Genomic DNA, 25745 nt, shown 5'->3' on the forward strand with positions numbered 1-25745 from the left:
AATCTCAGGCGGGTTCGAGGTAGTTCTCGAACAGGTCGGCGTACAGGTTGAAGTCCTCGACAGCCTCGTCACCCCACAGGTCGGTAGAACTGAACTTGACCATGTAGAGCTGGTGCGGAGTGTCGATCTGCTTGTGCGCGCTGTCCGCGGGGTCGTGGAATGCGCCGTACTGCTTGGCGATCACCCCGCTGGCGCGGTTCAGATATCCAGGCAACCGGTTGTGGGTGACCTCGTTGAGGTTGCGCACCAAGACGTGCTCTCCGACGCCATAGCGCGGCGGCGCATCAGCGGGCAGGTCGTGGGGCGTGCCCTTCCAGAGGATGTCGATCATCTGCTCGGCGAACGGCGAGAGGTTCTCCGGCTTCTGCGGGTGTGGCGTCATGGACGGCGGCCCGAGTTCACGCATCCGCTGGTCGATCTCCTCGTGGGAGATGTAGCCCTTGTCGTTGAGCAGCTTCTCAACGGAGAACAGCCAGTGCGCGTAGTAGGTGGAGTCGAGATACTCGCTCCACTTCATCAGCTCGATACCGTGGCGCTGTTCGTCGAGATTGAAGGCACCCTTGGCGATGGCCATCGCCGTCACCGCGTGCATCCTTCCCTCGAAGGGATAGCGCCAGTCGGGAATTCCCGGCTCGAGAAACTCCGCGGCGACGGGGCCGATGCCGTCACGCCCACCCAGATCGTGTGGACCGTGCATATGCCGATCTCCAATCATTAGTTCACGGTCGTAATACTTTCATCTGGAACTATGCGCAGCCCCACGGCGACTCCGCAATCCGTACCGCCAGCCGTAACACAGGATTTACCTCGGTCGGCTCGTTTGTTAAAGCTGGATTTCGGCTGCGACAGGCGCACCCGCACCGGTTGACCCGTCGGGATGCGGTGGCGTATTCAGATCATGCGCAATATTTCCACAATGGAAGTAACTCACCGACCGAGAGGAACACGATGTCTTCGACAACTAGGCAGTCCACGGTGCCGCACGGCGCAGCGCTCGACCTACCGGACACCACCACTGCCGGCATCGCCCTGCAGCTGACGGTGACGACCGTGCTCGCGCTGATCGCCTTCTACTTCATCGGATTCGACCAGGGCGCGGTGTCGGTGTTCGGCGCCGACACCCACGTCCACGAGTTCGTTCACGACGCCCGGCACCTGCTCGGCTTCCCCTGCCACTGAAAGGGCCCGCCATGAACAAAGTCATCGGCCTCGGCCTGACGGCCGGTCTGGTCAGCGGACTCGCCTCGTTCGGCTTCGCCCGGCTGCGCGTCTCCCCGCTGGTCGACGCGGCCATCGGCCACGAGGAAGTTCACGCACACGGCGAGGAACACGAGGTCTTCACCCGGGGACTGCAGGAGAATGTCGGCGCTGGCGTCGGCACCGTGATGTTCGCCATCGTGCTCGGCGCCCTGTTTTCGGTCGCGGTCGCAACCCTGATGATGCGATTGGGCCGGCGGGCAGATCTCACCGATCTGCGGTGGGCGGTCAGCGCCCTGGCGGGGCTGGGCTTCGTGGCGGTGAATCTGGTGCCGTTCTTGTGGTTCCCGCCCAATCCGCCGGGGGTGGGCTTGGCCGACACCATCGGTGCGCGCACCAGCGCCTACCTGATCCTGCTGGTGGCGTCAGTGGCGCTGGCCATCATCGCCGTCGTGGTGACCGTCCGCCTGACTTCCCGACTCGGCGGATGGACCGCCCTGGCGGTCACCGGGTGGGGCTACCTGGCCGCGGTCACCGCCGTCGCTTGGACACTGCCCCGATTTGACGAGGTCCCGCACGACTTCCCCGCCGCACTGCTCGCCGACTTTCGGATGAATTCTCTTGCAACCCAGGCGATCATGTGGCTGGTGTTGGGCACGGTGTTCGCCGCGGCACTGCCCCGCGTCCTCACCCCGGGGACGGTCGATGCGCGTCGTTGAGTTCACCCCGACCCGGGATCAATACGTTTGGACGTTCGGCGGCGCCGAACCGGTACTGGAGGTCTCCCCCGGTACCGCGATGCGACTGTGGACCGAGGACGCGTTCGCCGGGCGCGTCACGTCCAGCTCCGACAAACCCAGCCTGGTTCTCAACACCAAGGAGCTGAACCCACAGACCGGGCCCTTCTACGTCACCGGCGCCGAGCCCGGTGACGCCCTGGCGTTGCACTTCGTGTCCATCGAGCCGGCCAGGGACTGGGCGGCCTCGACCACGATCCCGCTGTTCGGCGCCCTGACCGGCACCGACCGTACCGCCACTCTGCAACCCGCCCTGCCGGAATTGGCCTGGATCTACCGAGTCGACCGGACCGGACGGACGGCCAGCTTCACCGCCCACGAAAGCGACTTCACCCTGGATGTGCCGCTGGCGCCGATGATGGGCACGGTCGGCGTCGCACCCGCTCTTCGCGAAGTCCGGACCACCCTGGTGCCCGACTACTTCGGCGGGAACATGGACACCCCCGAGCTGCGCGCGGGCACCACCGTCTACCTCGGCGTCAACGTCGAGGGTGCACTGTTCTCAGTGGGCGACGGTCACTACCGCCAGGGCGAGGGCGAGACCTGCGGGACGGCACTGGAAGGCGCGATGAACGTCACGCTGATCGTCGACCTGATCAAGGGCGGGGCCCCGGCCTGGCCGCGGTTCGAGCACGATGACGCCTGGCTGACCGTGGGCTCCGCGCGACCCCTCGAGGACGCCTGGCGCTGCAGTCAGGTCGAGATGGTGCGCTGGCTCCAGGAGCTCTATGGCCTGGGCCCCATGGACGCCTACCAGCTGTGCAGCCAACTGTGCCGGTCACCGCTGGCGAACGTGGTCGACGTCAACTACAGCGCGGTGACCAAGATCGACAAAGATCTGCTGCCTGCAGCTGTGGCCTACGGCGGGACGCACCGCCGGCTGGCCGCTCTCGGAGCGACTATGGAGTGAGCCGCAGTTCGAACATATGATCGATCGGTGGGGCGCCTCACCTCGATCGGGTACAACGGCCAGCCGGTACGGCCGCCGTTCCGTCCGGTCGACCCGCCGGTGCCAGTGCTCGTCGACCTGACCGTGCTATTTCCCCGCGAACCGCATCGAACGGGCCGCTATCACCCCCACGGCCTGCAGATGCACAAGGTCGTCGCGGGGACGCTGAGCTGCTGGGGTCTGTGCGAGCAGGGCGACTGGTGGGGGCTGGTGACCTACGAGATCGCCTACGGCCCCAAGAACCGGGCCGTGACTCACTGGGTGCCGGCGTGGACGCTCAAACCGAGCACGAGGACATCGGGCACCCGCTGAAGAGTTAGACGACGAACCACTGTCCACGGTCACCTGAGCACTGGCTGCACTCACCGGATTCCGTAAGTGATCGACATCACACAGTCACCGCCCGTCAGGTTCGCGCGTAGTCCCAGTACTGCAACCATCGCACCGCGGCGAACACGGTCAGCGTCACCAGGTAGCCGACGACGAGCACCGCAGCACCGAACGCACTGATGCCGGCGCCGGCGCCGTCGACCGGGTCGAGCCAGCGCCCGAATCGCCGGCCGGCCCACGGCATGAGCAGCCACTGCAGCGCGGCGACACTGACCACCTGACTCAGCCACAGCGCAAGCCACGGCTCCGCTCCCATCCCGTCGACCACCGGTCCCATGAACCGCGACAACAACATCACCGTGGGATACAGAACCAGCAGGATCAGCATCGCGGTCTTCCACTTCGGCGTGACCGCGGTGCGCCCGTTCTCGGTGCGCACCGTGGCACCGAACGTCGTGGTCGCGACCACTTGGGAGAACTCCCGAGTCAGGCTCGACCGCAGCGGTCCGAGTGCGGCGAGCCGTTCCGGTGAGCTCAGCCAGTTGTCCAACTGGCGTTCGGTGCGGAATCGGAGCACCGAGAAGGATTCCCCGCTGTCCGCGGGGGCGAACGTGCAGCAGCCCTCGAAGCCGCTGAACCGTGCGCTGGCCTCGGCCAACGCCGCGTTGGCAGCCGCGAACTCGGCCTCACGCCCCGGCACCACGACATGACGGAACACCCCTGCGCCGGGCGGCACGGCATCCTCGGTGATCACCAGATCCCCGGTGGCAGAAAGGATCCCCCTTCGCTTACCGGCATCGAGGAGCTGCTGCCGGGCCGCGCTGTCCAACCAGGCGTCCAGTGCGGGCTCACTTGCGAAACTCACCGCGACACCCCAGTCGAGATTCGGCTCCCCGAGGATCGAGACGCGTGCCTCCGTGGCGCCGGTCGCAGTTGCCTGCATCTCGTCGGCCCAGGCGGCGAAGTCCGCGGCGTCGGCCGTCGGATGAAAGATTGTGACGACGGTCACTGCGCTCATAACCGTCAGGATCTCACCTCAGTACGGGTGCTTGTTCGGTCGGTTCTCCCAGGAATCGTAGGCAGCACCGGCCAGGTCGGGCCGAAACTGGCGGATCGTGATGCTGCGCTGTTCGTAGGGCTTGGCAAAGTCCTCGTACTGGAACTCGTCGTCGAATCCGATTCGGCTGGTCTCGGCCAGGTCGTTGGCGAAGTAGACCGCGTCGATCCGCGCCCAGTAGATCGCGCTCATACACATCGGACACGGCGCACCGCTGATGTAGATGTCATGGCCCATCAGCATTTTCGCGCGCATCGGCACCTTGTCGGCCGAGCCCGGCGGGCGGGGCACCAGCTCGAGTAGCGACGCGTTGGCACGGTCGGCAGATATCGAGGGCGCTTCCGGATTCAGCACCGTGCAGGCCTTGCGGATCGTCTCGATCTCGGCGTGGGCGGTCACGTCGCCGGTCAACAGGACCCGATTCTGCCCACGTGCGACGATCTCGCCGTCGCGGACGATCACTGCCCCGAACGGACCGCCCCAACCGTTGTCGACCGACTCCTGGGCGAGTCGGCACGCCTCGCCCATCAGCTCATCAGGAGTCATGTCCAAATCCTCTGCCGTGGTCCCACACTGGAGGTGTGGTTACGGTAGCCCACCGGTATCGCACCGCAACTCGAACGACCGTCAATACGCCCCGGCGTTGGGCGACGAGGTGGTGGCGTAGGGGTTGGAGATCGTCGCGGTGGTCTGCGGGGTCGTGGTCGACGGTTCCGGCGGCACCAACTCCGCGGCGCTCTCGGTCGGCGACGGCGGAGGCTCACTGCTCGGGCTGAGGTCCGTCGTCGAAATGGATGTCACGGGCATCGTCGTGGTGCTCGTCGAGGTCCGCGACGACGACGTGCTGACCCGGACCGACTCCGGGGCCGGTCCTGGGGCCTGGTGTCGTGAGCTTCGGGCGGTGTGCAGCACCGCGAACACCAAGATCACAAGCAACAGCACAGCGGCCACCCCGGAGACGTAGGTCAGGGTGTTGCCGCGCGGGTCGTCCCGGCCGGTATCGCCCGTTTCCTCGTCGGCATCCTTGCCCACGGGCAGAGATAGTACGGTCAGCCGTGGCCACCCGTCGCCCGTCGAACACCAGGAGAAGCACGTGACGACCAGTCTGGGCTCGGAACTCACCGAGTTGATCCCGTTGGCGCTGGTGATCACGCTGTCTCCGCTGACGATCATCCCCGGCATCCTGATGCTGCACACGCCCACGCCCCGCCCGACCAGCCTGGCGTTCCTCGTCGGCTGGGTGTTGGGGATCGGCGGGCTGACCGCCGGGTTTGTGCTGGCGTCCAATGCACTCGGCGGAATCAACAACCAGCCCGCGTGGGCACCCTACTTCCGCCTGGCCGTCGGCGCCGCGCTGGTGGTGTTCGGCCTTTACCGATGGTTCACCCGCAAGCGGTCAGCGCACACGCCCGCGTGGTTGACATCGATGACCAGCATCGGCCCCGGGCGTGCCTTCGTCACCGCCCTGGTCCTGGTGGTCGTCAACCCCAAGGTGCTGTTCATGTGTGCGGCAGCGGGATTGGCGATCGGAACCGCCGGGCTGGGCACCACCGGCGCCTGGACGGCCGACGCCGTGTTCACCGCGGTCGCGGCGTCCTCGGTGGCGTTGCCGGTGCTCGCCTATCTGGTCGCCGGCGAGAAGCTGGACGAGCCGCTGACCAAGCTGAAGAACTGGATGGAAGAACAGCACGCCACCCTGGTCGCGGCGATCTTCGTCGTCATCGGTGTCATGGTGCTGTACAAGGGGATTCACGGCCTCTAGACGCCGACAGCGGCGAGTCCGGGTGATCGTGGACATCGCCACGACGGGGACGCCTAAGATCGCGCTGTGGGCCTGGAGGATCGTGATGCGCTTCGCGTACTGCAGGCTGCCTTCGAACAATCGGGCACCTCGCAGGCCGATCCCGATGACCTCACTCGCGACTTCTACACCCGCTGGTTCGCGCTCGAGCCGGCGGTGCGTGACCTCTTTCCGCCGGAGCTCGCCCCGCAACGCGCGGCGTTCGCCCAGGCCATGCACTGGGTGTTCGGCGAATTCGTGGCCCAGCGCGCGCAGGCCCCGGTCGCCTTCCTCGCCCAGCTGGGCCGCGACCACCGCAAATACGGCGTGACACAACAGAATTACGACAGCATGCGGCGCGCCTGGTATGCCGCGATGCGTGGCCGGCTGGCCGCCGACTGGACCGCGGCCGTCGACGATGCCGCCACCCAGGCGATCAACCTGATCACCGGCATCATGTCCGGTGCGGCCGACGCCGATGACGGCCCGGCCTGGTGGGACGCAACGGTGCTGGAACATCACCGGGTTTCTCGCGACCTCGCCGTCGTCCGGCTGCACCTAGACCGGCCAATGCCGTATCACCCCGGCCAGTACGTCAACGTCCAGATACCCCAGTGGCCACGGCGGTGGCGCTTCCTGTCCCCGGCTATGCCCTCCGATCCGGAGGGGTTCATCGAGTTCCATGTGCGCTCCGTGCTCGGCGGCATGGTCAGCAACTCGGTAGTCGCCGAGACCAGAGCCGGCGACCGGTGGCGGCTGTCCAGCCCACACGGCGGGCTGCAGGTCGACCGCGACGGTGGGGACGTGTTGATGGTGGCCGGCAGCACGGGCCTGGCGCCGCTGCGGGCGATCATCATGGACCTGTGCCGCTTCGGGGAGAACCCACGGGTGCACCTGTTCTTCGGCGCCCGGTATCCCTGCGAGAACTACGACCTGCGCACGCTGTGGGAGATCGCGTCGACCAATCCCTGGCTGTCGGTCTCGCCGGTCTCGGAGTACTCCGGTGACCCGCCCTGGGCGGGCGACTACCCCGACGTCCAGCCCCCGCGCGGGTTGCACGTCCGCCAGACCGGCCGGCTCCCGGAGGTGGTGACCCGGTACGGCGCCTGGGGAGATCGCCAGATCCTCATCTGCGGCAGTCCCGGCATGGTTCAGGCCACCCGCGAAGCGCTGATCGCCAAGGGCACACCTGCCGAACGCATCCAGCACGACCCGCTGAGCTGAGGCCTGCGATCCCTTCTTGTGTGACCTTCGCCCCTTCCCGAACCGTCACAACTGAGACGAGCATCACATTTCAGGGGGAAAGTAGTGAGGGGCTGTCCATGACGACTGCCGGTCGGGCAGACGAAACCGACGACCGCGAACTCGACACCATCGCCTGGCAATTCCTGTGCTCGCAGTACACCGAACGCATCTATTGGGACTGGCCGCTGGAACGGCGCCTCGACGCCTACCTCCGCCATCGAAACCGACAGGACATCCTCAACGACGGCGCCGCATACGCCACCGTTCTGGACCAAGTGATGGCCAACATGGGGCGTGCCCGTCGCGACGGTGTGCTGGCCCCGCCGAACGTCTGAGGGAGCCATGGACATCATTCACAAAGGTGCTGCCGATCTCACGGTTACACCGAATCTCACCGATTACGAGCAGGCCCGCGCAGCGTTCCGCTGGTCGGACGTACCCGACGTGTGTGCGGGGTTGGGTGGCGGCTGCAACATCGCCTACGCCGCGGTGGACCGGCATGCGCACGGCCCCGAAGCGAACCGCACCGCCCTGCGATTCATCACCGACACCCCCGGCAACGCCGAGTTGGTCGCCCACGATCTCAGCTACGCCGAGTTGGGTCGGCTGACCCGCACCTTCACCAACGTGCTGCGCGGCCTCGGCATCGGCAAGGGGGACCGGGTGTTCGTCATCATGGGCCGCATCCCCGAGCTCTACATCAGCATGCTCGGTGCGTTGCGCAACGGCAGCGTGGTCTCCCCGCTGTTCTCCGCGTTCGGACCCGAGCCGATCGCCACCCGGGTGACCATCGGCGCGGCCGACGTCATCGTGACCACCGCCGCGATCTACAAACGCAAGATCGCCAAGATCCGTGCCGAGCTGACATCGGTCAAACACGTTCTGGTGGTCAGCGACGACGATGCGCACATCCCGGACACCCTGGACTTCCGCCGGCTGATGGACGCCGCAGACGCGGACGCGCCGATCGAGCACACCACCGCCGACGATCCGTCGCTGCTGCACTTCACCAGCGGCACCACCGGAACGCCCAAGGGCGCCCAGCACGTTCATGGCGCGGTCAAGATGCACTACATCACCGGGCGGTACGCGCTGGACCTGCATGACGGTGACATCTATTGGTGCACAGCAGATCCCGGATGGGTCACCGGGACGTCCTACGGGATCATCTCCCCGCTGCTGCACGGTGTCACCTCGATCATCGACGAGGCCGAGTTCGACGCCGAGCGGTGGTACCGGATCTTGCAGGACGAGCAGGTCAGCGTCTGGTACACCGCGCCGACCGCCATCCGGATGCTGATCAAAGCCGGGCCGGAGCTGCCCGCCAAGTACAACTTCCCCCATCTGAGGTTCATCGCCAGCGTCGGTGAGCCGCTCAACGCCGAAGCGGTGTGGTGGGGAAAGCGAGTGCTGGGCCTGCCGATTCATGACAATTGGTGGCAGACCGAGACCGGCGGCATCATGATCGCCAACACGCCGGCATTCGACATCAAACCCGGCTCGATGGGCCGTCCGCTGCCGGGCGTAGAAGCCTGCGTGGTCGACCACGACCAGGAGACCGGTGCGGTACGGGTCATCGAGGAGCCCGATATCGAGGGAGAGCTGGCGCTGCGCCTGGGCTGGCCCTCGATGTTCCGCGGCTATCTGAACCAGGAAGAGCGCTACCGCAAGTGCTTCCACCCCGATGGACAAGGGGACCTGTACCTGTCCGGTGATCTGGTCAAGCGTGACGTCGACGGCTACTTCTGGTTCGTCGGGCGCGCCGATGACGTGATCAAGGCATCCGGACACCTCATCGGGCCGTTCGAAGTCGAAAACGTGCTGACCGACCATCCCGCCGTTGCGGAGGCCGCCGTCATCGGCAAGCCGGACCCGACCTACGGCGAGCTGGTCAAGGCGTTCGTCACACTCAAGTCCGGCTACACCGGCGACGACGAGTTGCGTCGCGACCTCATGGGTCACGCGCGAAAGCGATTGGGAGCCGCGGTCGCACCCAAAGAGATCGACTTCCTCGACGCACTGCCGCACACCCGCTCGGGCAAGATCATGCGTCGGCTGCTGAAGGCACGCGAACTTGGCCTGCCCGAGGGGGATGTCTCAACCGTGGAGAACCCGGCTGGGGTGACGGCATGACCGACGCCTGCCTCGAGCGCACACTCCTGACCGACATGATTCGGGTGCGGCGCATGGAGGAGAAATGCGCGGAGATGTATAGCGCCGGCAAGATTCGCGGCTTTCTGCACCTCTATGTCGGCGAAGAAGCCGTAGCGGCCGGGTCCTTACGGGTACTCGGCCCACAGGACGCGGTGATCGCCACCTACCGCGAACACGCCCACGCCCTGCTGCGCGGCATCCCGATGACCAAGATCATGGCCGAGATGTTCGGCAAACGGGAAGGATGCTCGGGCGGACGCGGCGGGTCGATGCATCTGTTCGACGTCAGCCGGCGGTTCTACGGCGGCAACGCCATCGTCGCCGCCGGCCTGCCGACCGCCGCGGGACTCGCCTTCGCCGATGCACAGTTGAAGCGAAATCAGGTGACCGCCTGCTACTTCGGTGAGGGTGCTATCGCCGAGGGCGCCTTTCACGAGACCATGAACATGGCCGAGTTGTGGAAGCTGCCGGTGCTGTTCTGCTGTGAGAACAACCGTTACGCGATGGGCACCTCGATCGACCGGGAGCTCTCCGACGTCGATCTCGTCGTGCTCGCCGAGTCCTACCGGGTACCCGCCGCCAGGACCGACGGGATGGACGTCCTCGCCTGCCATGAGGCCATGAAAGAGGGTGTCGAGCATGTCCGGACCGAAGGCGGTCCGTTCTTCCTCGAGTTCCAGACCTACCGGTTCCGGCCACATTCGATGTTCGATCCCGAGCTCTACCGCGAGAAGGCCGAGGTGGAGAAGTGGCGCGAACACGACCCGATCCGGACGTTCACCGACACATGCCTCGCCGAGGGCCTGGTGACCGCCGAGGTTGTTGCGGCCATCGAGGCGGCAGTGGCTGATGAGGTGGCCGACGCCGTCGCATACGCGGAGGCCGGGACCTTGGAGAGCGTGGACGACCTCACCCGTGACGTCATGACGCCCACCACGAACTTCCCTGCGGTGGAGGCTGTCTCGTGAAGGCCACCTATCGCAGCGCCGTGCACGACGCGATCGCCGAGGCGATGCGCGCCGACGAGCGGGTAGTTCTGCTCGGTGAGGACGTCGGCCGCTACGGCGGAACGTACGCGGTGTCAAAGGGCCTGCTCGAGGAGTTTGGACCGGCCCGTATCCGCGACACCCCGCTCTCGGAGCTGGGCTTCGTCGGCATCGGGGTCGGGGCCGCCCTCAACGGGCTGCGTCCCATCATCGAGGTGATGACGGTGAACTTCAGCCTGCTGGCACTGGATCAGATCGTCAACACCGCCTCGGCCTTGCGGCACATGTCCAACGGGCAGTTCTCGGTTCCGCTCGTGGTGCGGATGGCCACCGGTGCCGGGCGGCAACTGGCGGCACAGCACTCGCACAGCCTGGAGAACTGGTATGCCCACATCCCCGGTATCACCGTCCTGGCACCGGCCACGGTTGCCGACGCCTACGGGATGTTGCGCACCGCGCTGAGCAATCCCGATCCGGTGGTCATCTTCGAGCACGTGGGTCTCTACAACGCCTCGACCGATCTCGACGAACTGGTGCCCACCGACATCAGCCGGGCGGCGCTGCAGCGCACCGGCACTGACGCCACGTTGATCACCTACGGCGGCAACCTGCCGAAGGTACTCGACGCCGCCGAGCAGTTAGCGCAAGCCGGAATCGACTGTGAGGTCGTCGATCTGCGGGTCCTGCGGCCCCTGGACGACGCGACGATCCTGACCTCGGTGCGTAAGACGCACCGCGCGGTGATCGTCGACGAAGCCTGGCGCACCGGCAGCCTGGCCGGCGAGATCAGCGCCCGCATCATGGAAGGGGCGTTCTACGACCTCGATGCTCCAGTCGGCAGGGTCTGCACCGTCGAGGTGCCCATCCCCTACGCAAAGCACCTCGAGGACGCGGCGCTGCCGCAGCCCGACAAGATCGTGGCCGCGGTGCGCGGCCTGTTCGGGGGATAGAGACAGCATGATCGAATTCACGATGCCCGCGCTCGGCGCCGACATGGACGAGGGCACCCTCGACGAGTGGCTGATCAAGCCCGGTGACACCGTGACGCGCGGCCAGATCGTGGCTGTCGTCGAAACCACCAAGGCCGCAGTCGAAATCGAGTGCTGGCATGACGGCGTGGTCAGTGAGCTGCTGGTGCCCATCGGCCAAACCGTGGCGGTGGGTACCCCGCTCGCCACTCTGTTGGAGCCCGGAGAGAAGGCTGAACCGCGTGCGGCCACACCCACACCCGCCACCCAGACCCCTGAAACCACCACCCACGAGCAGGTACCGACGGCCGTGCCTCAGCCCGCGGCACCGCCGCCGGTGGGTCACCGGCAGTGGGTCTCACCGGTTGCCCGACGCACCGCCGCCTCGCTGGGCGTGGACCTGACGGCGTTGACGGGCAGCGGCCCGCAGGGCGCGATCACGCTGCACGACGTCGAGCACGCCGCGGCCGCCGCGCATCACGAGACACCCAAGCCGACACCAGCCCCCAAGCTGGCGGCGTCGGCCGAGCCGATGTCGGCCGCTCAGAAGGCCCGCGCACGCGGCGAGGCGATGCGCGCGTCGATCGCCGCGGCGATGAGCCGCTCGAAGCGGGAGATCCCGCACTACTACCTGGCCGACGAGATCATCCTCGACACCGCTCTGGCCTGGCTCACCGAACAGAACGCCGGGGTTCCCATCACCGAACGAATGCTGCCGGCGGTCCTGCAACTCAAGGCCGTCGCCCTGGCCGCCCAACGGTTCACCGAGTTCAACGGCTTCTGGCACGACGACGGTTTCGAGCCTTCCGAGCAGATCCATGTCGGCGTGGCGATCTCGTTGCGCGGCGGCGGCCTGGTGGCACCGGCCATCCACGACGTCAACGAAAAGAAGCTCGACGAGCTGATGCGCAACCTGACCGATCTGGTCGCCCGGGCCCGGGCCGGATCGCTGCGCAGTTCGGAGATGTCCGATCCCACCATCACCCTGACGAATCTCGGCGAGAAGGGTGTGGACGCCGTCTTCGGCGTCATCTACCCACCCCAGGTGGCGATCGTCGGATTCGGTAAGCCCGCGCAGCGGGTGGTGGTGGTCGACGGCGGTATCCGGGTGGCCACCACGGTGCAGAGCAGCCTGGCTGCCGACCACCGGGCCAGTGACGGCGCCCGGGGTGCGCTGTTCCTCGCCGAGATCAACCGGCTGCTACAGCAGCCCCTAGACCTGTGACGCACGGTAGGAGGACCAGATGAGCTCAGCGGAGATTCGGGACGAGGTGGTGGCGGAGTTGCTCGCGATCGCACCGGAGATCGAGGAAGGTGAACTGTCCGACAGCGAACTCCTGCGTGATCAGGTCGACCTGGATTCGATGGACTGGCTGAACTTCCTAGTGCGGCTGCACAAGCGATTCGAGGTGGACATCCCGGAGTCGGAGTACAAGTCGCTACGGACCATCGAAGATCTGACGAGCTATATCGCCACTCGCCGTTAGACTCCGACGATGGCGCAATTGCCTTCGGTCGTCCTGCACGACCCGTCCTCGCCGCTGACCGCAACCTTCGTACCGGAAGCCGGCATGATCTGCACCTCGCTGTCCGACGACGGTGTCGAGTTGCTCGGGCAGCGGCGCGGCCTGCAGGCGTATCTGGATAACGGCAAGACGATGGGCGTGCCCATTCTCTACCCGTGGGCAAACCGGTTGAGCGCCAACACCTATGACGTCGACGGGGGCGCGGTCACACTGACACCCGGGGTGGGCGGGGTGCGCGCCGACAGCAACGGCCTGCCGATACACGGTGCGCTCTCGGCCTACCCTGGCTGGCTAGTCACCGAACAGTCCGGCGATCGGCTGGCCGCCGACCTCGACTTCGGAAGCCAGCCGGGGTTGCTGGCCAGCTTCCCGTTCCCGCACGTCCTGACCCTCGACGTCACACTGAACAACCGGGCCCTGACCGTGCAGACGACGGCGACCCCGACCACCGCGGCAGCAGTGCCACTGTGCTACGGGTTCCACCCCTATCTGAGCATTCCCGGTGTTCCGCGTGCCGAATGGACGCTGCAGGCACCAGCCTTGCGCCACCTGCCGGTCGACGAGCGGGGCATCCCGACGGGGGCGGCGCAGGATTGGGCGGCACTCTCGGAACCGCTGGGAGACAAGACGTTCGACGACGGGTTCGACGGAGTCGAGCCGGGGGCGGTGTTCGCCCTGTCCGGCGGGGATCGTCGTATCGAGATCGTGTTCGACCACGGCTACCCCGCCGCGCAGATCTTCGCGCCCCTCGGCGAGGACCTGGTGGCCATCGAGCCGATGACAGCACCAACCAATGCTTTACGTAACGGTGACTACCGCGTCGCGGAACCGGGCCAGCCCGCGACGGCGGTCTTCACCATCCGCGTGGCCTAACTCGCCCAAACCGACAAACGGGCGCGAAAATGCGAGTAGATCGCGTCATTTCGTCGATCTCGGCGGCCTACCGGCGGGGTTTCCAGACCACCAGTGCGGTGCTCTTGGGGACCACCGCCAGGTCTCGACGCTGGTTGGCGCGCAACGACTCCAGCTCCTGCACCATCTCTTCGATGCGCGACTGAAGGGCCTCGACCTGATTGGTCAGCTCGATGATCCGCTTGATCCCGGCGAGGTTGACGCCCTCGTCCTGCGACAGCCGCTGCACTTCGCGCAGCAGCTCGACGTCGCGCTCCGAATAGCGCCTTCCCCCACCGGAACTGCGGCGTGGGCTGACCAGACCGAGCCGGTCGTAGGTGCGCAGAGTCTGCGCATGCATACCGGCCAGCTCGGCGGCCACCGAGATCAGGAACGTCCGGGCCTCGTCCGACGTAGCCATCAGCGGTTACCCGCCCATCCCGCCCGGGGGTCGAAGCCGCTGGCCCGCTCGGCGGCCGCGTAGGCCTCCAGGGCTTCCAGGGCGGCACCCTCCAGGTTGGGTGGCACCGCGACCTTCACGGTGACCAGCAGATCGCCGTGACCGCCGCTGCGCTTGGGCACACCGCGTCCACGCACCCGCAGGATCCGGCCGTCGGCGGTGCCCTTGGGCACCCGCACACCGACCTTGCCCTCCAAGGTGGGCACCGAAAGCGTTGTGCCCAAAGCTAGTTCGGTGAAACTCACCGGAACGGTCACCGTCAGGTCGTCGCCGTCGCGGCCGAAGACCTTGTCGGGTCGGACGTGCACGGTCACGTACAGGTCACCCGAGGGTGCCCCACGCAACCCGGCCTCGCCCTGACCGGCCAGTCGAATCCGCTGACCGTCCTCGACGCCCGGTGGGATCCGCACGTTGATGGTGCGGGTCCTGGTGGTCACACCGGTGCCCCGGCATTCGTCACACGGATGCTCGATGATCGAGCCGCTGCCCCGGCAGTCGGTGCAGGGTTCGGAGAACCCAAAGGCGCCCTGATTGCGGTTGATCACCCCGGAGCCGTTGCACGACGGGCACACCTTGGGGCTGGTGCCCGGCCGCGCACCGCTGCCGTGGCAGTTGGTGCACGGCGCGGGACTGGTCAGCCGCAACGGCATGGCGACACCCTTGGTCGCCTCCAGGAAGTCGAGATCTGTCTCGGTTTCCAGGTCCTTGCCGCGCCGGGGCCTGCTGGGCCGCGGCGCCGCGCCACGCCCGAACAGTCCACCGAACAGGTCACCGATGTTCGCGCCGCCGGTCTGACCGGCCGCGTCGAACAGGTCGTTCAGGTTGAAGTCGGCACCGTCGGCCTCCCCGAATCCCCCGAAGCCGCCGCCCCCACCGCCGCCGCCGTTGAACCGGCGACCGAAGCCACCGCCGGCGAACATCCGTCGGGTCTCGTCGTACTCCTTGCGCTTGGCCGGATCGGTCAGGACGTCCCTGGCCTCACCGACCTCCTTGTAGCGCTCGTCGGCCGCCTTGTCGTCGGGGTTGCGGTCGGGGTGATTCTCGGCGAGCAGCTTGCGGGCCACTCGCTTGATCTCGTCTTCGGTGGCGTCGGAGGAGACGCCGAGCACCTTATAGAAATCCTTCTCAACCCATTCACGTTGAACCATGCCGCGTCACCTCCTCTCACCTCTCGTCATGATTGTTAGTTCGATTCTGCGTTCTTCGCGCCGGTCTGCTCACCGTTGGCGGGCGTGTCGGCGTTGTCAGGTCCCGTCGACTCACCCTCCAGGGTGTCCACCACCCCGACGAGCGCGTGCCGGAGCACCTGCTCGCCGAGTCGATAGCCCTGGCGCATCACTACTCCGATCACCGGCTTGGAGCCCTCGCCCTCGTGCTGCACGGCCTCGTGCAGCGACGGGTCGAAGTCGTCGCCCTCGGCACCGAATGCCGTCAGCCCCAGCCCGGCCAGCGCGGTCGTCAGCTTGTCGGCGACCGAACGCAGCGGACCGCTCTCCAGGTCACCGTGGGTGCGGGCCCGGTCCAGGTCATCGAGCACGGTGAGCAGCTGGCTCACCACGACGGCCTTGGCTCGCTCGCCGGCCACCTGCTGGTCGCGCAACGCGCGCTTGCGGTAGTTGGCGAAGTCGGCCTGCACCCGCTGCAGATCAGCGGTCAGTTCGGCGACCTTGTCGGCCTGCTCCCCGCCGGCGCCCGCCGCCCCCGGCGCCGGCCCACTGGGGGCCGGGCCGTTGGCATATCCCGGGTCGCTTCGCTCCTGCCCTCCGGAGGCTTCGCGAACTTCTCCGGTCTGGGGATCGACTCGGCGCTTGTCGGTGACAGTTACCGGTTCTTCCTCGCGACCTTCGCTCACTTGCGCTCCTGATCATCGTCATCCACGACCTCGGCGTCCACCACGTCGTCGGCTCCCGAACCGCCCTGGGCACCGCCGGCGCCCTGCTCGGCCTGGGTGGCCTCGTAGATGGCCTGGCCCAAAGCCTGCGACTCCTGGCCCAGCTTCTCCATCGCCGACTTGATGGCACCGATGTCGGTGCCGGCCAGCGCGGTCTTGGCCTCGCTGATCGCGGCGTCAACCTTGGTCAGCGTGTCCTCGGGGACCTTGGAGCCGCCCTCGGCGCCGCGCTGCTCGGAGACGAACTTCTCCGTCTGGTAGACCAGCGACTCGGCCTGGTTGCGGACGTCGGCCTCTTCGCGACGCTTGCGGTCCTCCTCGGCGTGCGCCTCGGCGTCCTTGATCATCCGGTCGATCTCCTCCTTGGACAGGCCGGAGCCTTCCTGGATCTTGATCGTGTTCTCCTTGCCGGTGCCCTTGTCCTTCGCGGTGACGTGCACGATGCCGTTGGCATCGATGTCGAAGGTCACCTCGATCTGAGGCACGCCACGCGGAGCCGGCGGGATCCCGGTCAGCTCGAAGCTGCCGAGCAGCTTGTTGTGTGCGGCGATCTCGCGCTCACCCTGATAGACCTGGATCTGCACCGACGGCTGGTTGTCGTCGGCGGTGGTGAAGGTCTCCGACCGCTTGGTCGGGATGGTGGTGTTGCGCTCGATGAGCTTGGTCATCACGCCGCCCTTGGTCTCGATGCCGAGGCTCAGGGGGGTGACGTCAAGCAGCAGAACGTCCTTGACCTCGCCCTTGAGCACGCCGGCCTGCAGGGCGGCACCAACGGCCACAACCTCGTCGGGGTTGACGCCCTTGTTGGGCTCCTTGCCGCCGGTGAGTTCCTTGACCAGGTCGGTCACCGCGGGCATGCGGGTGGAACCACCCACCAGGACCACGTGATCGATGTCGGCCACCGAGATGCCGGCGTCCTTGATGACCTGCTGGAACGGCTGACGCGTGCGGTCGAGCAGATCCTGGGTGATCTTCTGGAACTCCGAGCGGGTGAGCTGCTCGTCGAGGAACAGCGGGTTCTTGTCGGCGTCGACGGTGATGTAGGGCAGGTTGATCGAGGTGCTGCCACTGGAGCTCAGCTCGATCTTGGCCTTTTCGGCGGCTTCACGAAGCCGCTGCATGGCCATCTTGTCCTTGGTCAGGTCGATGCCGCTGGTGCCCTTGAACTTGTCGACCAGCCACGTGACGATCCGGTCATCCCAGTCGTCGCCACCGAGGTGGTTGTCACCCGAGGTCGCGCGGACCTCGACGACGCCGTCGCCGATTTCCAGCAGCGAGACGTCGAAGGTGCCGCCGCCCAGGTCGAAGACCAGGATGGTCTGTTCCTTGCTGCCTTTATCCAGGCCATAGGCCAGCGCCGCAGCAGTCGGCTCATTGACGATGCGCAGCACGTTCAGACCGGCGATCTGGCCGGCCTCCTTGGTGGCCTGACGCTGAGCGTCGTTGAAGTAGGCGGGCACGGTGATGACCGCGTCGGTGATGTCCTCACCGAGGTAGCTCTCGGCGTCACGCTTGAGCTTCATCAGCACGCGAGCGCTGATTTCCTGCGAGGTGTAATCCTTGCCGTCGATCTCGACGGACCAGTCGGTGCCCATGTGCCGCTTCACCGACCGGATGGTCCGGTCGACGTTGGTCACTGCCTGGTTCTTGGCGGGCTGGCCGACCAGCACTTCGCCGTTGCGCGCAAAAGCGACCACCGACGGCGTGGTGCGGGATCCTTCGGAGTTGGCGACGACGACCGGGTCGCCACCCTCCAGTACCGCGACGACGGAGTTGGTGGTCCCGAGGTCGATGCCGACCGCACGAGCCATGATGAATCCTCCTGAATAGTTACGTCTGTGGATCTGAGCGAACCAGGCTCAAGCCTGCTCCTGCCGGAGGCCGGCTGTCAAGCGAGAGTTGAGTCTGTTTCACTCAAGTTGTCAATTTCGTCAACGAGGGCTGTGCGCGATTTGTTCCCGGCATCCGGCGGTGACTAGCCAGACGACGAATCTTCGGTAGGTTTGCTCATCGTGACGCTCAGCGTGGCCGACCTGGAGCGCTGGGACGCAGGTTCAGTTCGCGCGGTTGCTGAAGCAGCCACAAAACGGGCTGGCGAGACCCGCGCCGTCGCCCACGACATCGGCGGGATCATGGGGCGCTTGGTATGGGAGGGCGAATCCTTCGAATCCGCCATGGCCAAGGCCAGGACCATCAGCACCGAACTCGAGAAGCATGCCGACGAGTGCGATCAGGCCGCGAAAGCAGTCAGTGCGGCGGCCTCGGAGGTCGAATCGATCAAAGCGGAGTGGTCACGGATTCAGCACATGGCCGACCGTTGGAGCATCACCATCGACGTCGCCGACGGAGCACTGCACTACCCGACGCCTGCGGACCCTCATGAACGAGCCGAGGTCGAGCATCACGCTCAGATCGTGCATGACGCCATCGTTGACCTACTTCGCCGAGCTGACTCCACCGATCAGCACCTGAGCGCAGCGGTGAACGGCGCGATCAGCGACATGGCCGACGCCTTGGGCACCGATCACATCGATTCCCCACAGGACGCCCAGCAGACCGTCGAGCGGGCGCTGGCCGGCAATCACGAGTCAGCGGCCCAAGTACGGGCGGTGCTGGATTCGATCAACGGCAACCAGCGCGCGGGGAGAGCTCCGGTCACCCCGGTTCAAGCATCAGTGCTCAGCCAGCTCCAGGCACAGCAGCACGGGATGTCGATCGAGGCTCTCAACGAAGCCGAGCAGCGGCTGGGTGACAGCAAGGGCATCATCGCGGACTCGTGGCAGCTGATGAGCAACCCCGACATTCACTTCCCCACAACCCAACTCACCCCGGGCGCGGTGGACGACCCGAAAGACATGGCCGCTGGTGGATTCGGCCAGCTACCCGCCAGCGTGCAGTCGGTGTTGTCGTCCAAAGGAATGTCCAACCTCAACGAGATGACCAAACTGACGAACATCGTCAAGGACGGCAATCCGATACTGCGACAGGGCACCGCCTTGGACCGCAACATGCTCAACAAGGCCACCGAGATAATGGATGCCCCAACGTTCGACGGCACCTCCATCAGCGGCCGAGTCGGTCCGACGGCCATTGCCAACGACGGCCGGCCCGTCGCGCTCGACGTACTGGCAACCGCGGGACAGGATCATCTGGCGATTCACGATGTCGTTCGAGATTCGGCCTACGCCGACCGCTTCATGAAGGGTGTGACGTCGACCGATTGGAGTGACGGCGGGAATGCCGCTGGCGCGATGTTCGGCTGGACCGGGGATGCGGTCAACGGTCCAGACGCGAGGCTAGCCGCCGAAACCGCATCGGCCTACGGGTCCTACGTTGGCCACCACGAGCAGGAACTACTGCACATGGGCGGCAACCAGACGCTCGGCCAGATGAATCCCGAACTGGTCCGCGGCCTTTCGCACGGTTTGACGCCCTATATCCCCGACATCGCGGAGCTCTCGCAAGGCCGTCATGCAGGGTTCGCTACCCCAGACACAGCCGGCGACGCACAAAGCGGAAGTATGCCCATTGCCAAGGGAATCTTCTCTGTTCTCAGTACCGACAGGCAGGCTTCTGACTATTTCAACGGCCAGGCTGGACGTGACGCCGTCGATGCGCAAAGGGATTACGCAAACGATTTCAAGCACGGCGTCGACATGTCGAGCGACAACCGCCGGCTGCGCGATTCGATGACCCTACAGGGGCTGGTCGACTCGGGAATCCATAGCGCCACAGATGCATCCGGCATCAATGACGACGCCAAGACTGCGACTGCTTACGCAGCCAAGAAGTCGGCTTATGACTTCGCGTTCGCTGGATTGGACGCCGCCGGCGTTCCCGGAACCGACCTGGCATCCAAGGCCTTCGAGCAAGCCCTGATCGGCGAACAACCAACCGCAAAATGGGATCCTCACGCCGTGCCAGACCTCGACCTCGGTCAGGGCGAGCAACAGGTTCTCAATGCATTGGCGCAATCTGGTGTGCCAATCCACCGGCTGCCGGAAGAGTTCCTGTCGGCGCCGGACCCAAGTAATCCAGATACACCCCGCCACATCCTGTCGTTCGAAGAGTACAACTCGCTACAGAGAGACCGAGTGCTGTCGAGCAGTCAATACAATGACGCCATCAAAGCGGCTATGAACGCGACCATGGGCGAATCAATCGTCAGCGGTATCGACGATCAACTGACGAGTCGATTCAATGCAGTTACAGAAGATGTGGATCCCCAGAAGTGAGCAGCCCGAACGCGAGACGGCTGGCAGCAACCCTGCTTTCCCTTGTCTTGGTACTCAGCGGCTGCGGCCCTGAGACACCAGCTCATGTAGCGGCACAACAACCGCAGCGGTGGCCGACGATGTTGTCAGAACTTCACTTCATCTGGAACGCTGAACCTGGCATCGACGTGGCAGCGCGCCCCGCAGTAATCGTGCGCGCGTACCAAGAATCGGTCAGCGCGGCATCGTTTGGTGGGAGTGACGACTATCTGTATCCCGGCTTCACCCGCGCCGTTGCACCCAATCAGCCTGTCGGCAGCCCTCGTTCAACCTTGGCTCTATGGCCCGAGACCAGATATCCACTCAGCCGTCCGCAGGTCGGTACGTTTCGCTACCACATCCTCTCGATTGAAAAACGCAACCTGGATGTCACTGCCGTTGTATGCGCATGGCTTTGGGGCTCTGCCCGCCAACAGCCCGACGGGTCCTACAAGTCAGTAAACCGCTACTCCGACGGAGCGGGAGTGGTTGTCGAGCGATTTGATTTGCGCTCGCCATCGGGGTCTGGAGCCGACAATATTCGTCCACAGACTGGCCCCTCCCCCTACGCCACTAACGACGTATTTGGCGAATGGCGTGTGGTGGGTGCACTTTCAGCATCCGATTCCAACGGTGCCGGCCCCCAATGGCCCGAGTTCGACCAAGATCATGCCGCTTGCGCGGCCAAAGCACCCGAATCAGAAGAGCGCCGACAGTTCCTCACCAGCGGTGAACACCCGCGATCGGACTTCCCCACCCTGCCGGCCTACCCCGGCTGGCCGGCCGAAACCCAGTAGCCGCTAGAGATCCGAAGGCCCCGCGACGCCTTTCAGCTCGGCCGCGTTGCGTTGTTCCATGTCGTCGAAGAGCCGCGCAGCGGTGTCGAGATGGGTGGCGTGGCTCTCGACGGCGGCCGTATGCCGGTCGCTGATCGTCTGCCACTTCTCGGCCATGCCCACCAACGCATCCGCCGACGAGCCCACCCAACCGGTCTCCGCCGAGGCCAGGCTGCTCAACGAGTTCGTGTGCGCGCTGGCCAGGGCGGCAGCCCGGTCGGCGACCTCCGAACTCGCGCCGAGCAAGCCTGCTATATCGACCTTCAACGTCCCAGCCATGACCGATCCCTCCGAATCGGATGCTAACCGTCGCACCCGCGAGCGGCCAGTCACCCGCATACGAGCCCCGCCCACTAGGTTGGCGCCCATGCGCACAGTCACGCTCGCCACCGCCCAGGCCCTGATCGCCGCCGCGCACACGGAGGCGACCCGTCGCTCGGTGAAGATCTCCGCCGCGGTCGTCGACGCCGGCGGCAACCTCGTGGCCTTCGGCCGGATGGACGGTGCCGAGATCGCCGGCCCTGTCCTCGCCGTCGACAAGGCCTACACCGCGGTGTCCAACAGCATCGCCACTGCAGAGCTCGCCGCTCTCGCCGCCCCGGGCGGCGAGCTGTTCGGGTTGCAGGCCAACGGTGGGGGTCGGTTCGTCATCTTCGGCGGCGGCATCCCGCTGCAGGCCGACGGCGTGATCGTGGGCGCGGTCGGGGTCAGCGGCGCCAGCACCGCCGACGACGTCGCCTGCGCTGAGGCGGCCGTACATGTCTGGGCCGCCGGTTCCTGACGCTATTTCCGCCGCCGGCTCAGCAATCGCACCAGTACCGCCTGAGCCACCGCGAACACCGCAAGCATCCCGCCCACGATGCCGAACCCGCCGTACACGCTTCCCCCCGACGAAAATGCCGTTCCCACAACGCTGTTGATACCGACCGAGACCGCCGTGCGGCCGAACTCGGAGGCCGCCGTCACACCACCGGCATACTCCAGCGGAGTCAATTCCTGACGCCAGCGAGTCAGCACCAGCCGGGCGCAGACATTGCTGACCCCGAACAAGAACACCGCGACCACCATCACCGGCAGGCGCACCGGGATCCAGCCCACCGCCAGCACCAGCGTCCCGACCGCCCCGCCGAGCACCCATCCGATGCCCGAACCACGATGTCGCGTGACCGCATACAGCAGCGCCCCAACCACACCGCCCAGCGCGAACGCCGACCCGACGTGCCCGACGGCGGCAGGATGGTGCAGCAGCCCCTTGGCGAAGAACGCGCTGAGCAGCTTGCGGAGTTCGTAGAGGTGGAACAGCATCAGGCCGACGACCACGATCAACAGGTAGGGGTGGGCGAGGATGTACTTCAGACCCGCCCATGACCCGCCGTGCGACGGGTTCTCCGGTCGTTCGGTCAGCGATGTCTTCGGGATGAACAGGTAGCAGACTGCCGAGGCGACGAAGCCGATCGGGATGACGATGTGCGGGACGATTCCGGCCGACCACACCATCAGGCCACCGAGCATCAGCGGCCCACCCACGGCGCCCACTTCGAACGCCACCTCGTAGCGAGAGTTGATTCGGTCCAGCAGATCCCGACGGTGCCCGACCAGATCCAGCGGAACGGTGTGCACCGAGGTGTCGACGTATCCACGGATGAGTGCCTCGAGCGTATAGCAGCCCATCACCCACGGCAGGCTCGCTACGCCGAACGCCATCGCGAGAGGAATGCCGGCGAGCACGACGCCCCGCAGCAGCGTCGAGACCACCAGGACCAGACGCGCGCCGAACCGATCGGTCGGCCAGCCCGCCAGGTAAGTGCCCAGCATGTGCACTCCGGTGCCGAAGGCGGTGAAGAACGCCGCGCTGCCCAACGACCCGGAGAGGTCGGCAACCAACAGCGGCTGCGCCAGATGTACAGCGCTGTTGACGATCTGGGTGACCAGCACGCCACTCATCAGCCCGCCCAGCCGTACCGAATCCGTCTCGGAACTGGACAGGCTCACGTGTTCAGGTCCTCGGCATGTGGTCGAGCGCATTATTGCCGACGAACACTGCGGCCGCGATCAGCAACACCGCGATGAGCCAGCGCCCATGCACTTTCATCAGGCGCTCGTAACCGTCCTTGATGCGCCCGGCCGCGCCCGGACTAACCAATTCGATGACGGCGGGGGCTACCGCGGGGACCACGGCGATCGCCGCGAACACGATGACGCCGAGCACGCGATCGGACCGGTCGGGGATCTGCAACAGCTGGTGACCGGCTGCGATGGCGATCGGGAACACCTTGGGGTGCAGCCCACCGACGACGAATCCGATCAGGCCGGCGCGGGTGATGCGTTGCCGTACCGGCAGATCGACGTCGGGGTCCAGGCAGCGCGCCAGCCCCGGGAAGCGCTGGACCACCGCGGTCCGCAACCGGCTGGGAGTGTAGCCGGATTCGGTGGGGTCGTTGATCGGCTGGTGACGCAGCGCCGCCACCCCTCGGTAGAGACCGATCACCAACAGTGCCAACGCGATCACCACTCGGACGATGAACCCGGGCCAGGAGGTGTGGTGCGGCGCCGCCGTCATGCCGGTCAGAGCCGCGATCCACATGCCGACGGCGGTGGCGAAAGCGATACCGACGACGGCACCGAGGCCGAACACCACCGACGCCTGCCTGGGCACCTTCTTGTCGCTGGCGATGATCAGGCCCACGATCAGCGTCTCCGGGCTGAAGAGGATCGCCAGCGCCAGCGTGGCGAGGACGGTCAGATGCTCGACCATCGCTCAGTCCAGAAGGCTGTCGACAAACGACTCGGTGCCTTGCTTCCACGCGATGACGAAGTTGCCGACGTCGTCGCGGCTGATGTCGAGGACCGGGCAGAACATACCGGGTCCCTCGCCGGCGAAGAAATGCGGCGAACCGACGACACCGCGGCGGCGCCCCTCGTCCCAGTCGGCCTGCACCGCAGCCGATGTCGCGTCAGCATCGAGCGGTTCGACGCCGAAGTGAGCCGCCAACCTGGCGACGACATCGGTGGCTCCGATGTCGAGTCCTTGTTCGAACACCGCGTCACGCAGTGCCATCCCGACCTCCTCGGCCAGCCCGGCGTCGCCGGTGCGGTCCGCCGCGGCCGTCAGGGCGAACGCCGTCATAGAGGTGGCGGGAAAAGTGTCGACGGAGAAACCGCCGAACAGGTCCGGGCGCACGGATGCCCGCAGTGCGGCAACCTCCATACCGATGTGGTGGGCATCCAGAGGCTTGCCGTTGATCAGTTCGAGCGGCCAAGCGTGGATATGAAGCCGCGGCTCGGTACGACCGAGTTCAGCGCGCCGGTCTATCAGGGTGTGCAGTCCGGCATGGGCAAACGGGCAGAGCACATCGGCGAAGACATCCACGGTACGCATGGCGGGCAGACTACTCCGCCAGATCGTCCGCCGAGAGGCGCTGCGCCACCGCACCGTAGCGCTCGAACCGTTCCTCGTCACCGAGTGCGTTGTAGAGCACGATGCGGGTGGCGACATTGCGGTACTTCTGCGCCAGAGCGTCGGCGAGCCCGTCCCACGTCGACTCGGTGGCGAACGTGGCGAGGTGGTCGTCACTGATCTGGGCCGCCATCCCGGCGACGTCGCCGGCTTTCTGCCGTTCGCGGATCCGGGCCGTGGTGCCCTCGAATCCCGCCTCGTCCCAGATGAATGCGTAGTTGGGGGTGCTTCCGTAGAAACTCAGCGCTGCCCGCACCCGCTCACGTTCGGCATCGCGCTCGGCATCGGTGTCCCCGACGATGGTCATCACCGGCACGATCACGTCGATCTCGGATGGCGAACGGCCGGAGTTCGCGGCGCCCTCAGCAACTTTCGGAATGACATGGCGGGCCAGGTAGCCAGGTTCGCCGATCGGGTGTACGTGCACACCATCGGCCACCTCGCCGGCCATCCGCAGCATCCACGGATTCACCGCCGCCACGTCGACCTTGGGGTCGGGCGCGTCGATCGGACCGGCACTCCACTGCGGGGTGATGAAGTCGAGCTCGTAGAACTCGCCGTGGTGGTCGAGCCGGCCGGTCCGGAACGCCGCGAAGCAGGCCTTGACCGCCAGCACGTAGTCGCGCAGCCGTGGACCGGGCCGCTCGAACGGCACGCCGTAGCGACGGACCACATGGGTGCGCACCTGGGTGCCCAGACCGAGCCGGAACCGGCCACCGGTGCCCTCCTGCAGCTCCCATGCGGTCGCCGCCGTGACGAACGGGCTGCGGGGGAAGGCGACGGCGACGCCCGTCGACAGCTCCAGGCCCGGCGCGGCCTGGGAGGCGACCGCCGCGTTGAGGTATGGCGTGCGACCGGTCTCGGTGAACAACATGCCGGAGAACCCGCCGTCCAGCGCGCGCCGGGCAAGGACCCCGATCCGGTCGAGCGGCATGGCGGAGGTCATCACGTCGACGTGCACCGGACGA

29 protein-coding genes are annotated in these 25745 nt (G+C 66.2%); 16 read left to right on the forward strand and 13 right to left on the reverse strand.

Annotation, left to right across the window (positions count from 1 at the left end; all coding sequences use genetic code 11):
- Positions 1-4: 4 nt before the first annotated feature.
- A complete protein-coding gene (nthB, locus tag ACXDF8_RS15305) occupies positions 5-697 on the reverse strand; it encodes a nitrile hydratase subunit beta (RefSeq protein ID WP_457224116.1) in 693 nt (230 codons plus the stop codon).
- Between the two features lie 251 nt (positions 698-948).
- Here nthB and ACXDF8_RS15310 point away from each other — a divergent pair, with 251 nt between their 5' ends.
- Genes ACXDF8_RS15310 through ACXDF8_RS15325 form a run of 4 tightly spaced genes read left to right on the forward strand, consistent with a single transcriptional unit; the run spans position 949 to position 3255 of the window.
- Positions 949-1179 (forward strand): CbtB domain-containing protein, encoded by a 231-nt coding sequence (locus ACXDF8_RS15310; RefSeq protein ID WP_457224117.1) that lies wholly within the window; start codon positions 949-951, stop codon positions 1177-1179.
- 11 nt (positions 1180-1190) lie between these two features.
- On the forward strand, positions 1191-1916 hold the full coding sequence (locus ACXDF8_RS15315; protein WP_457224118.1) for a CbtA family protein: 726 nt from the start codon (positions 1191-1193) through the stop codon (positions 1914-1916).
- Positions 1903-2904: an acetamidase/formamidase family protein gene (locus ACXDF8_RS15320; RefSeq protein ID WP_457224119.1), complete on the forward strand. Its 1002-nt coding sequence runs from the start codon at positions 1903-1905 to the stop codon at positions 2902-2904. The genes ACXDF8_RS15315 and ACXDF8_RS15320 overlap by 14 nt, the downstream gene beginning before the upstream one ends.
- 27 nt (positions 2905-2931) lie before the next feature.
- Positions 2932-3255: a hypothetical protein gene (locus ACXDF8_RS15325; protein ID WP_457224120.1), complete on the forward strand. Its 324-nt coding sequence runs from the start codon at positions 2932-2934 to the stop codon at positions 3253-3255.
- A gap of 94 nt (positions 3256-3349) precedes the next feature.
- Here the strand turns inward: ACXDF8_RS15325 and ACXDF8_RS15330 are convergent, their stop codons facing one another.
- The 3 genes from ACXDF8_RS15330 to ACXDF8_RS15340 form a co-directional block, all read right to left on the reverse strand.
- Complete coding sequence (locus ACXDF8_RS15330; RefSeq protein ID WP_457224121.1) at positions 3350-4291, reverse strand: antibiotic biosynthesis monooxygenase; 942 nt, start codon at positions 4289-4291, stop codon at positions 3350-3352.
- Between the two features lie 18 nt (positions 4292-4309).
- Positions 4310-4876 (reverse strand): nucleoside deaminase, encoded by a 567-nt coding sequence (locus ACXDF8_RS15335; RefSeq protein ID WP_457224122.1) that lies wholly within the window; start codon positions 4874-4876, stop codon positions 4310-4312.
- 81 nt (positions 4877-4957) lie between these two features.
- The gene (locus ACXDF8_RS15340) at positions 4958-5362 is read right to left on the reverse strand and encodes a hypothetical protein (RefSeq protein ID WP_457224123.1); all 405 of its coding nucleotides are present in this window, start codon (positions 5360-5362) and stop codon (positions 4958-4960) included.
- 61 nt (positions 5363-5423) lie between these two features.
- Here ACXDF8_RS15340 and ACXDF8_RS15345 point away from each other — a divergent pair, with 61 nt between their 5' ends.
- From ACXDF8_RS15345 to ACXDF8_RS15385, 9 genes are all read left to right on the forward strand, one after another.
- Entirely contained in the window at positions 5424-6092 is a 669-nt protein-coding gene (locus ACXDF8_RS15345) for a GAP family protein (protein WP_457224124.1), read from the forward strand.
- Positions 6093-6158: 66 nt separating this feature from the next.
- A complete protein-coding gene (locus tag ACXDF8_RS15350; RefSeq protein WP_457224125.1) occupies positions 6159-7334 on the forward strand; it encodes an FAD-binding oxidoreductase in 1176 nt (391 codons plus the stop codon).
- 98 nt (positions 7335-7432) lie between these two features.
- Entirely contained in the window at positions 7433-7690 is a 258-nt protein-coding gene (locus ACXDF8_RS15355) for a hypothetical protein (RefSeq protein WP_457224126.1), read from the forward strand.
- 7 nt (positions 7691-7697) lie between these two features.
- On the forward strand, positions 7698-9488 hold the full coding sequence (gene acsA, locus ACXDF8_RS15360) for an acetate--CoA ligase (protein WP_457224127.1): 1791 nt from the start codon (positions 7698-7700) through the stop codon (positions 9486-9488).
- Positions 9485-10477: a pyruvate dehydrogenase (acetyl-transferring) E1 component subunit alpha gene (gene pdhA, locus ACXDF8_RS15365; protein WP_457224128.1), complete on the forward strand. Its 993-nt coding sequence runs from the start codon at positions 9485-9487 to the stop codon at positions 10475-10477. Before acsA ends, pdhA begins: the two co-directional genes overlap by 4 nt.
- Complete coding sequence (locus ACXDF8_RS15370) at positions 10474-11445, forward strand: alpha-ketoacid dehydrogenase subunit beta (RefSeq protein ID WP_457224129.1); 972 nt, start codon at positions 10474-10476, stop codon at positions 11443-11445. The genes pdhA and ACXDF8_RS15370 overlap by 4 nt, the downstream gene beginning before the upstream one ends.
- 7 nt (positions 11446-11452) lie before the next feature.
- Positions 11453-12688 carry a dihydrolipoamide acetyltransferase family protein gene (locus ACXDF8_RS15375; RefSeq protein WP_457224130.1) on the forward strand — a complete coding sequence of 412 codons (1236 nt, stop codon included), beginning with the start codon at positions 11453-11455 and terminating at the stop codon, positions 12686-12688.
- Positions 12689-12707: 19 nt separating this feature from the next.
- The gene (locus tag ACXDF8_RS15380) at positions 12708-12950 is read left to right on the forward strand and encodes an acyl carrier protein (protein WP_457224131.1); all 243 of its coding nucleotides are present in this window, start codon (positions 12708-12710) and stop codon (positions 12948-12950) included.
- A gap of 9 nt (positions 12951-12959) precedes the next feature.
- Positions 12960-13862, forward strand: coding sequence for an aldose 1-epimerase (locus tag ACXDF8_RS15385; protein ID WP_457224132.1), 903 nt, complete (start codon positions 12960-12962; stop codon positions 13860-13862).
- Between the two features lie 67 nt (positions 13863-13929).
- Here ACXDF8_RS15385 and ACXDF8_RS15390 read toward each other — a convergent pair whose 3' ends face one another.
- Genes ACXDF8_RS15390 through dnaK form a run of 4 tightly spaced genes read right to left on the reverse strand, consistent with a single transcriptional unit; the run spans position 13930 to position 18042 of the window.
- Entirely contained in the window at positions 13930-14301 is a 372-nt protein-coding gene (locus ACXDF8_RS15390; RefSeq protein ID WP_457224133.1) for a heat shock protein transcriptional repressor HspR, read from the reverse strand.
- A complete protein-coding gene (dnaJ, locus tag ACXDF8_RS15395; RefSeq protein ID WP_457224134.1) occupies positions 14301-15488 on the reverse strand; it encodes a molecular chaperone DnaJ in 1188 nt (395 codons plus the stop codon). Before dnaJ ends, ACXDF8_RS15390 begins: the two co-directional genes overlap by 1 nt.
- Positions 15489-15523: 35 nt before the next feature.
- Entirely contained in the window at positions 15524-16192 is a 669-nt protein-coding gene (grpE, locus tag ACXDF8_RS15400) for a nucleotide exchange factor GrpE (protein WP_457224135.1), read from the reverse strand.
- A complete protein-coding gene (gene dnaK, locus ACXDF8_RS15405) occupies positions 16189-18042 on the reverse strand; it encodes a molecular chaperone DnaK (RefSeq protein WP_457224136.1) in 1854 nt (617 codons plus the stop codon). Before dnaK ends, grpE begins: the two co-directional genes overlap by 4 nt.
- A gap of 201 nt (positions 18043-18243) precedes the next feature.
- Here dnaK and ACXDF8_RS15410 point away from each other — a divergent pair, with 201 nt between their 5' ends.
- Together ACXDF8_RS15410 and ACXDF8_RS15415 are read left to right on the forward strand one after the other, a co-directional pair.
- Entirely contained in the window at positions 18244-20466 is a 2223-nt protein-coding gene (locus ACXDF8_RS15410; protein WP_457224137.1) for a TPR repeat domain-containing protein, read from the forward strand.
- Positions 20463-21281, forward strand: a complete 819-nt coding sequence (locus ACXDF8_RS15415; RefSeq protein ID WP_457224138.1) for a hypothetical protein — start codon at positions 20463-20465, stop codon at positions 21279-21281. The genes ACXDF8_RS15410 and ACXDF8_RS15415 overlap by 4 nt, the downstream gene beginning before the upstream one ends.
- 3 nt (positions 21282-21284) lie before the next feature.
- On the opposite strand, the gene ACXDF8_RS15420 is transcribed toward ACXDF8_RS15415, so the two are convergent.
- A complete protein-coding gene (locus ACXDF8_RS15420; protein ID WP_457224139.1) occupies positions 21285-21599 on the reverse strand; it encodes a WXG100 family type VII secretion target in 315 nt (104 codons plus the stop codon).
- A gap of 88 nt (positions 21600-21687) precedes the next feature.
- On the opposite strand from ACXDF8_RS15420, the gene ACXDF8_RS15425 reads away from it, so the two are divergent.
- Positions 21688-22101: a GlcG/HbpS family heme-binding protein gene (locus tag ACXDF8_RS15425; RefSeq protein ID WP_457224140.1), complete on the forward strand. Its 414-nt coding sequence runs from the start codon at positions 21688-21690 to the stop codon at positions 22099-22101.
- A gap of 2 nt (positions 22102-22103) precedes the next feature.
- On the opposite strand, the gene ACXDF8_RS15430 is transcribed toward ACXDF8_RS15425, so the two are convergent.
- Genes ACXDF8_RS15430 through ACXDF8_RS15445 form a run of 4 tightly spaced genes read right to left on the reverse strand, consistent with a single transcriptional unit; the run spans position 22104 to position 25738 of the window.
- Positions 22104-23312 (reverse strand): MFS transporter, encoded by a 1209-nt coding sequence (locus tag ACXDF8_RS15430; RefSeq protein WP_457224141.1) that lies wholly within the window; start codon positions 23310-23312, stop codon positions 22104-22106.
- Between the two features lie 4 nt (positions 23313-23316).
- Positions 23317-24075: a GAP family protein gene (locus tag ACXDF8_RS15435; RefSeq protein ID WP_457224142.1), complete on the reverse strand. Its 759-nt coding sequence runs from the start codon at positions 24073-24075 to the stop codon at positions 23317-23319.
- Positions 24076-24078: 3 nt separating this feature from the next.
- Entirely contained in the window at positions 24079-24699 is a 621-nt protein-coding gene (locus tag ACXDF8_RS15440) for a DsbA family oxidoreductase (RefSeq protein WP_457224143.1), read from the reverse strand.
- Between the two features lie 10 nt (positions 24700-24709).
- Entirely contained in the window at positions 24710-25738 is a 1029-nt protein-coding gene (locus ACXDF8_RS15445) for a TIGR03617 family F420-dependent LLM class oxidoreductase (RefSeq protein WP_457224144.1), read from the reverse strand.
- Positions 25739-25745 lie beyond the last annotated feature (7 nt).

Source organism: Mycolicibacterium sp. CBM1, from assembly GCF_054073305.1.

What these genes read in the sequence shown, in the direction of transcription:
- nthB (WP_457224116.1), bottom strand. Translation starts at nt 697, where the DNA reads ATGCACGGTCCACACGATCTGGGTGGGCGTGACGGCATCGGCCCCGTC.
- ACXDF8_RS15310 (WP_457224117.1), top strand. Translation starts at nt 949, where the DNA reads ATGTCTTCGACAACTAGGCAGTCCACGGTGCCGCACGGCGCAGCGCTC.
- ACXDF8_RS15315 (WP_457224118.1), top strand. Translation starts at nt 1,191, where the DNA reads ATGAACAAAGTCATCGGCCTCGGCCTGACGGCCGGTCTGGTCAGCGGA.
- ACXDF8_RS15320 (WP_457224119.1), top strand. Translation starts at nt 1,903, where the DNA reads ATGCGCGTCGTTGAGTTCACCCCGACCCGGGATCAATACGTTTGGACG.
- ACXDF8_RS15330 (WP_457224121.1), bottom strand. Translation starts at nt 4,291, where the DNA reads ATGAGCGCAGTGACCGTCGTCACAATCTTTCATCCGACGGCCGACGCC.
- ACXDF8_RS15335 (WP_457224122.1), bottom strand. Translation starts at nt 4,876, where the DNA reads ATGACTCCTGATGAGCTGATGGGCGAGGCGTGCCGACTCGCCCAGGAG.
- ACXDF8_RS15355 (WP_457224126.1), top strand. Translation starts at nt 7,433, where the DNA reads ATGACGACTGCCGGTCGGGCAGACGAAACCGACGACCGCGAACTCGAC.
- acsA (WP_457224127.1), top strand. Translation starts at nt 7,698, where the DNA reads ATGGACATCATTCACAAAGGTGCTGCCGATCTCACGGTTACACCGAAT.
- pdhA (WP_457224128.1), top strand. Translation starts at nt 9,485, where the DNA reads ATGACCGACGCCTGCCTCGAGCGCACACTCCTGACCGACATGATTCGG.
- ACXDF8_RS15375 (WP_457224130.1), top strand. Translation starts at nt 11,453, where the DNA reads ATGATCGAATTCACGATGCCCGCGCTCGGCGCCGACATGGACGAGGGC.
- ACXDF8_RS15380 (WP_457224131.1), top strand. Translation starts at nt 12,708, where the DNA reads ATGAGCTCAGCGGAGATTCGGGACGAGGTGGTGGCGGAGTTGCTCGCG.
- ACXDF8_RS15385 (WP_457224132.1), top strand. Translation starts at nt 12,960, where the DNA reads ATGGCGCAATTGCCTTCGGTCGTCCTGCACGACCCGTCCTCGCCGCTG.
- ACXDF8_RS15390 (WP_457224133.1), bottom strand. Translation starts at nt 14,301, where the DNA reads ATGGCTACGTCGGACGAGGCCCGGACGTTCCTGATCTCGGTGGCCGCC.
- dnaJ (WP_457224134.1), bottom strand. Translation starts at nt 15,488, where the DNA reads ATGGTTCAACGTGAATGGGTTGAGAAGGATTTCTATAAGGTGCTCGGC.
- dnaK (WP_457224136.1), bottom strand. Translation starts at nt 18,042, where the DNA reads ATGGCTCGTGCGGTCGGCATCGACCTCGGGACCACCAACTCCGTCGTC.
- ACXDF8_RS15420 (WP_457224139.1), bottom strand. Translation starts at nt 21,599, where the DNA reads ATGGCTGGGACGTTGAAGGTCGATATAGCAGGCTTGCTCGGCGCGAGT.
- ACXDF8_RS15425 (WP_457224140.1), top strand. Translation starts at nt 21,688, where the DNA reads ATGCGCACAGTCACGCTCGCCACCGCCCAGGCCCTGATCGCCGCCGCG.
- ACXDF8_RS15435 (WP_457224142.1), bottom strand. Translation starts at nt 24,075, where the DNA reads ATGGTCGAGCATCTGACCGTCCTCGCCACGCTGGCGCTGGCGATCCTC.
- ACXDF8_RS15440 (WP_457224143.1), bottom strand. Translation starts at nt 24,699, where the DNA reads ATGCGTACCGTGGATGTCTTCGCCGATGTGCTCTGCCCGTTTGCCCAT.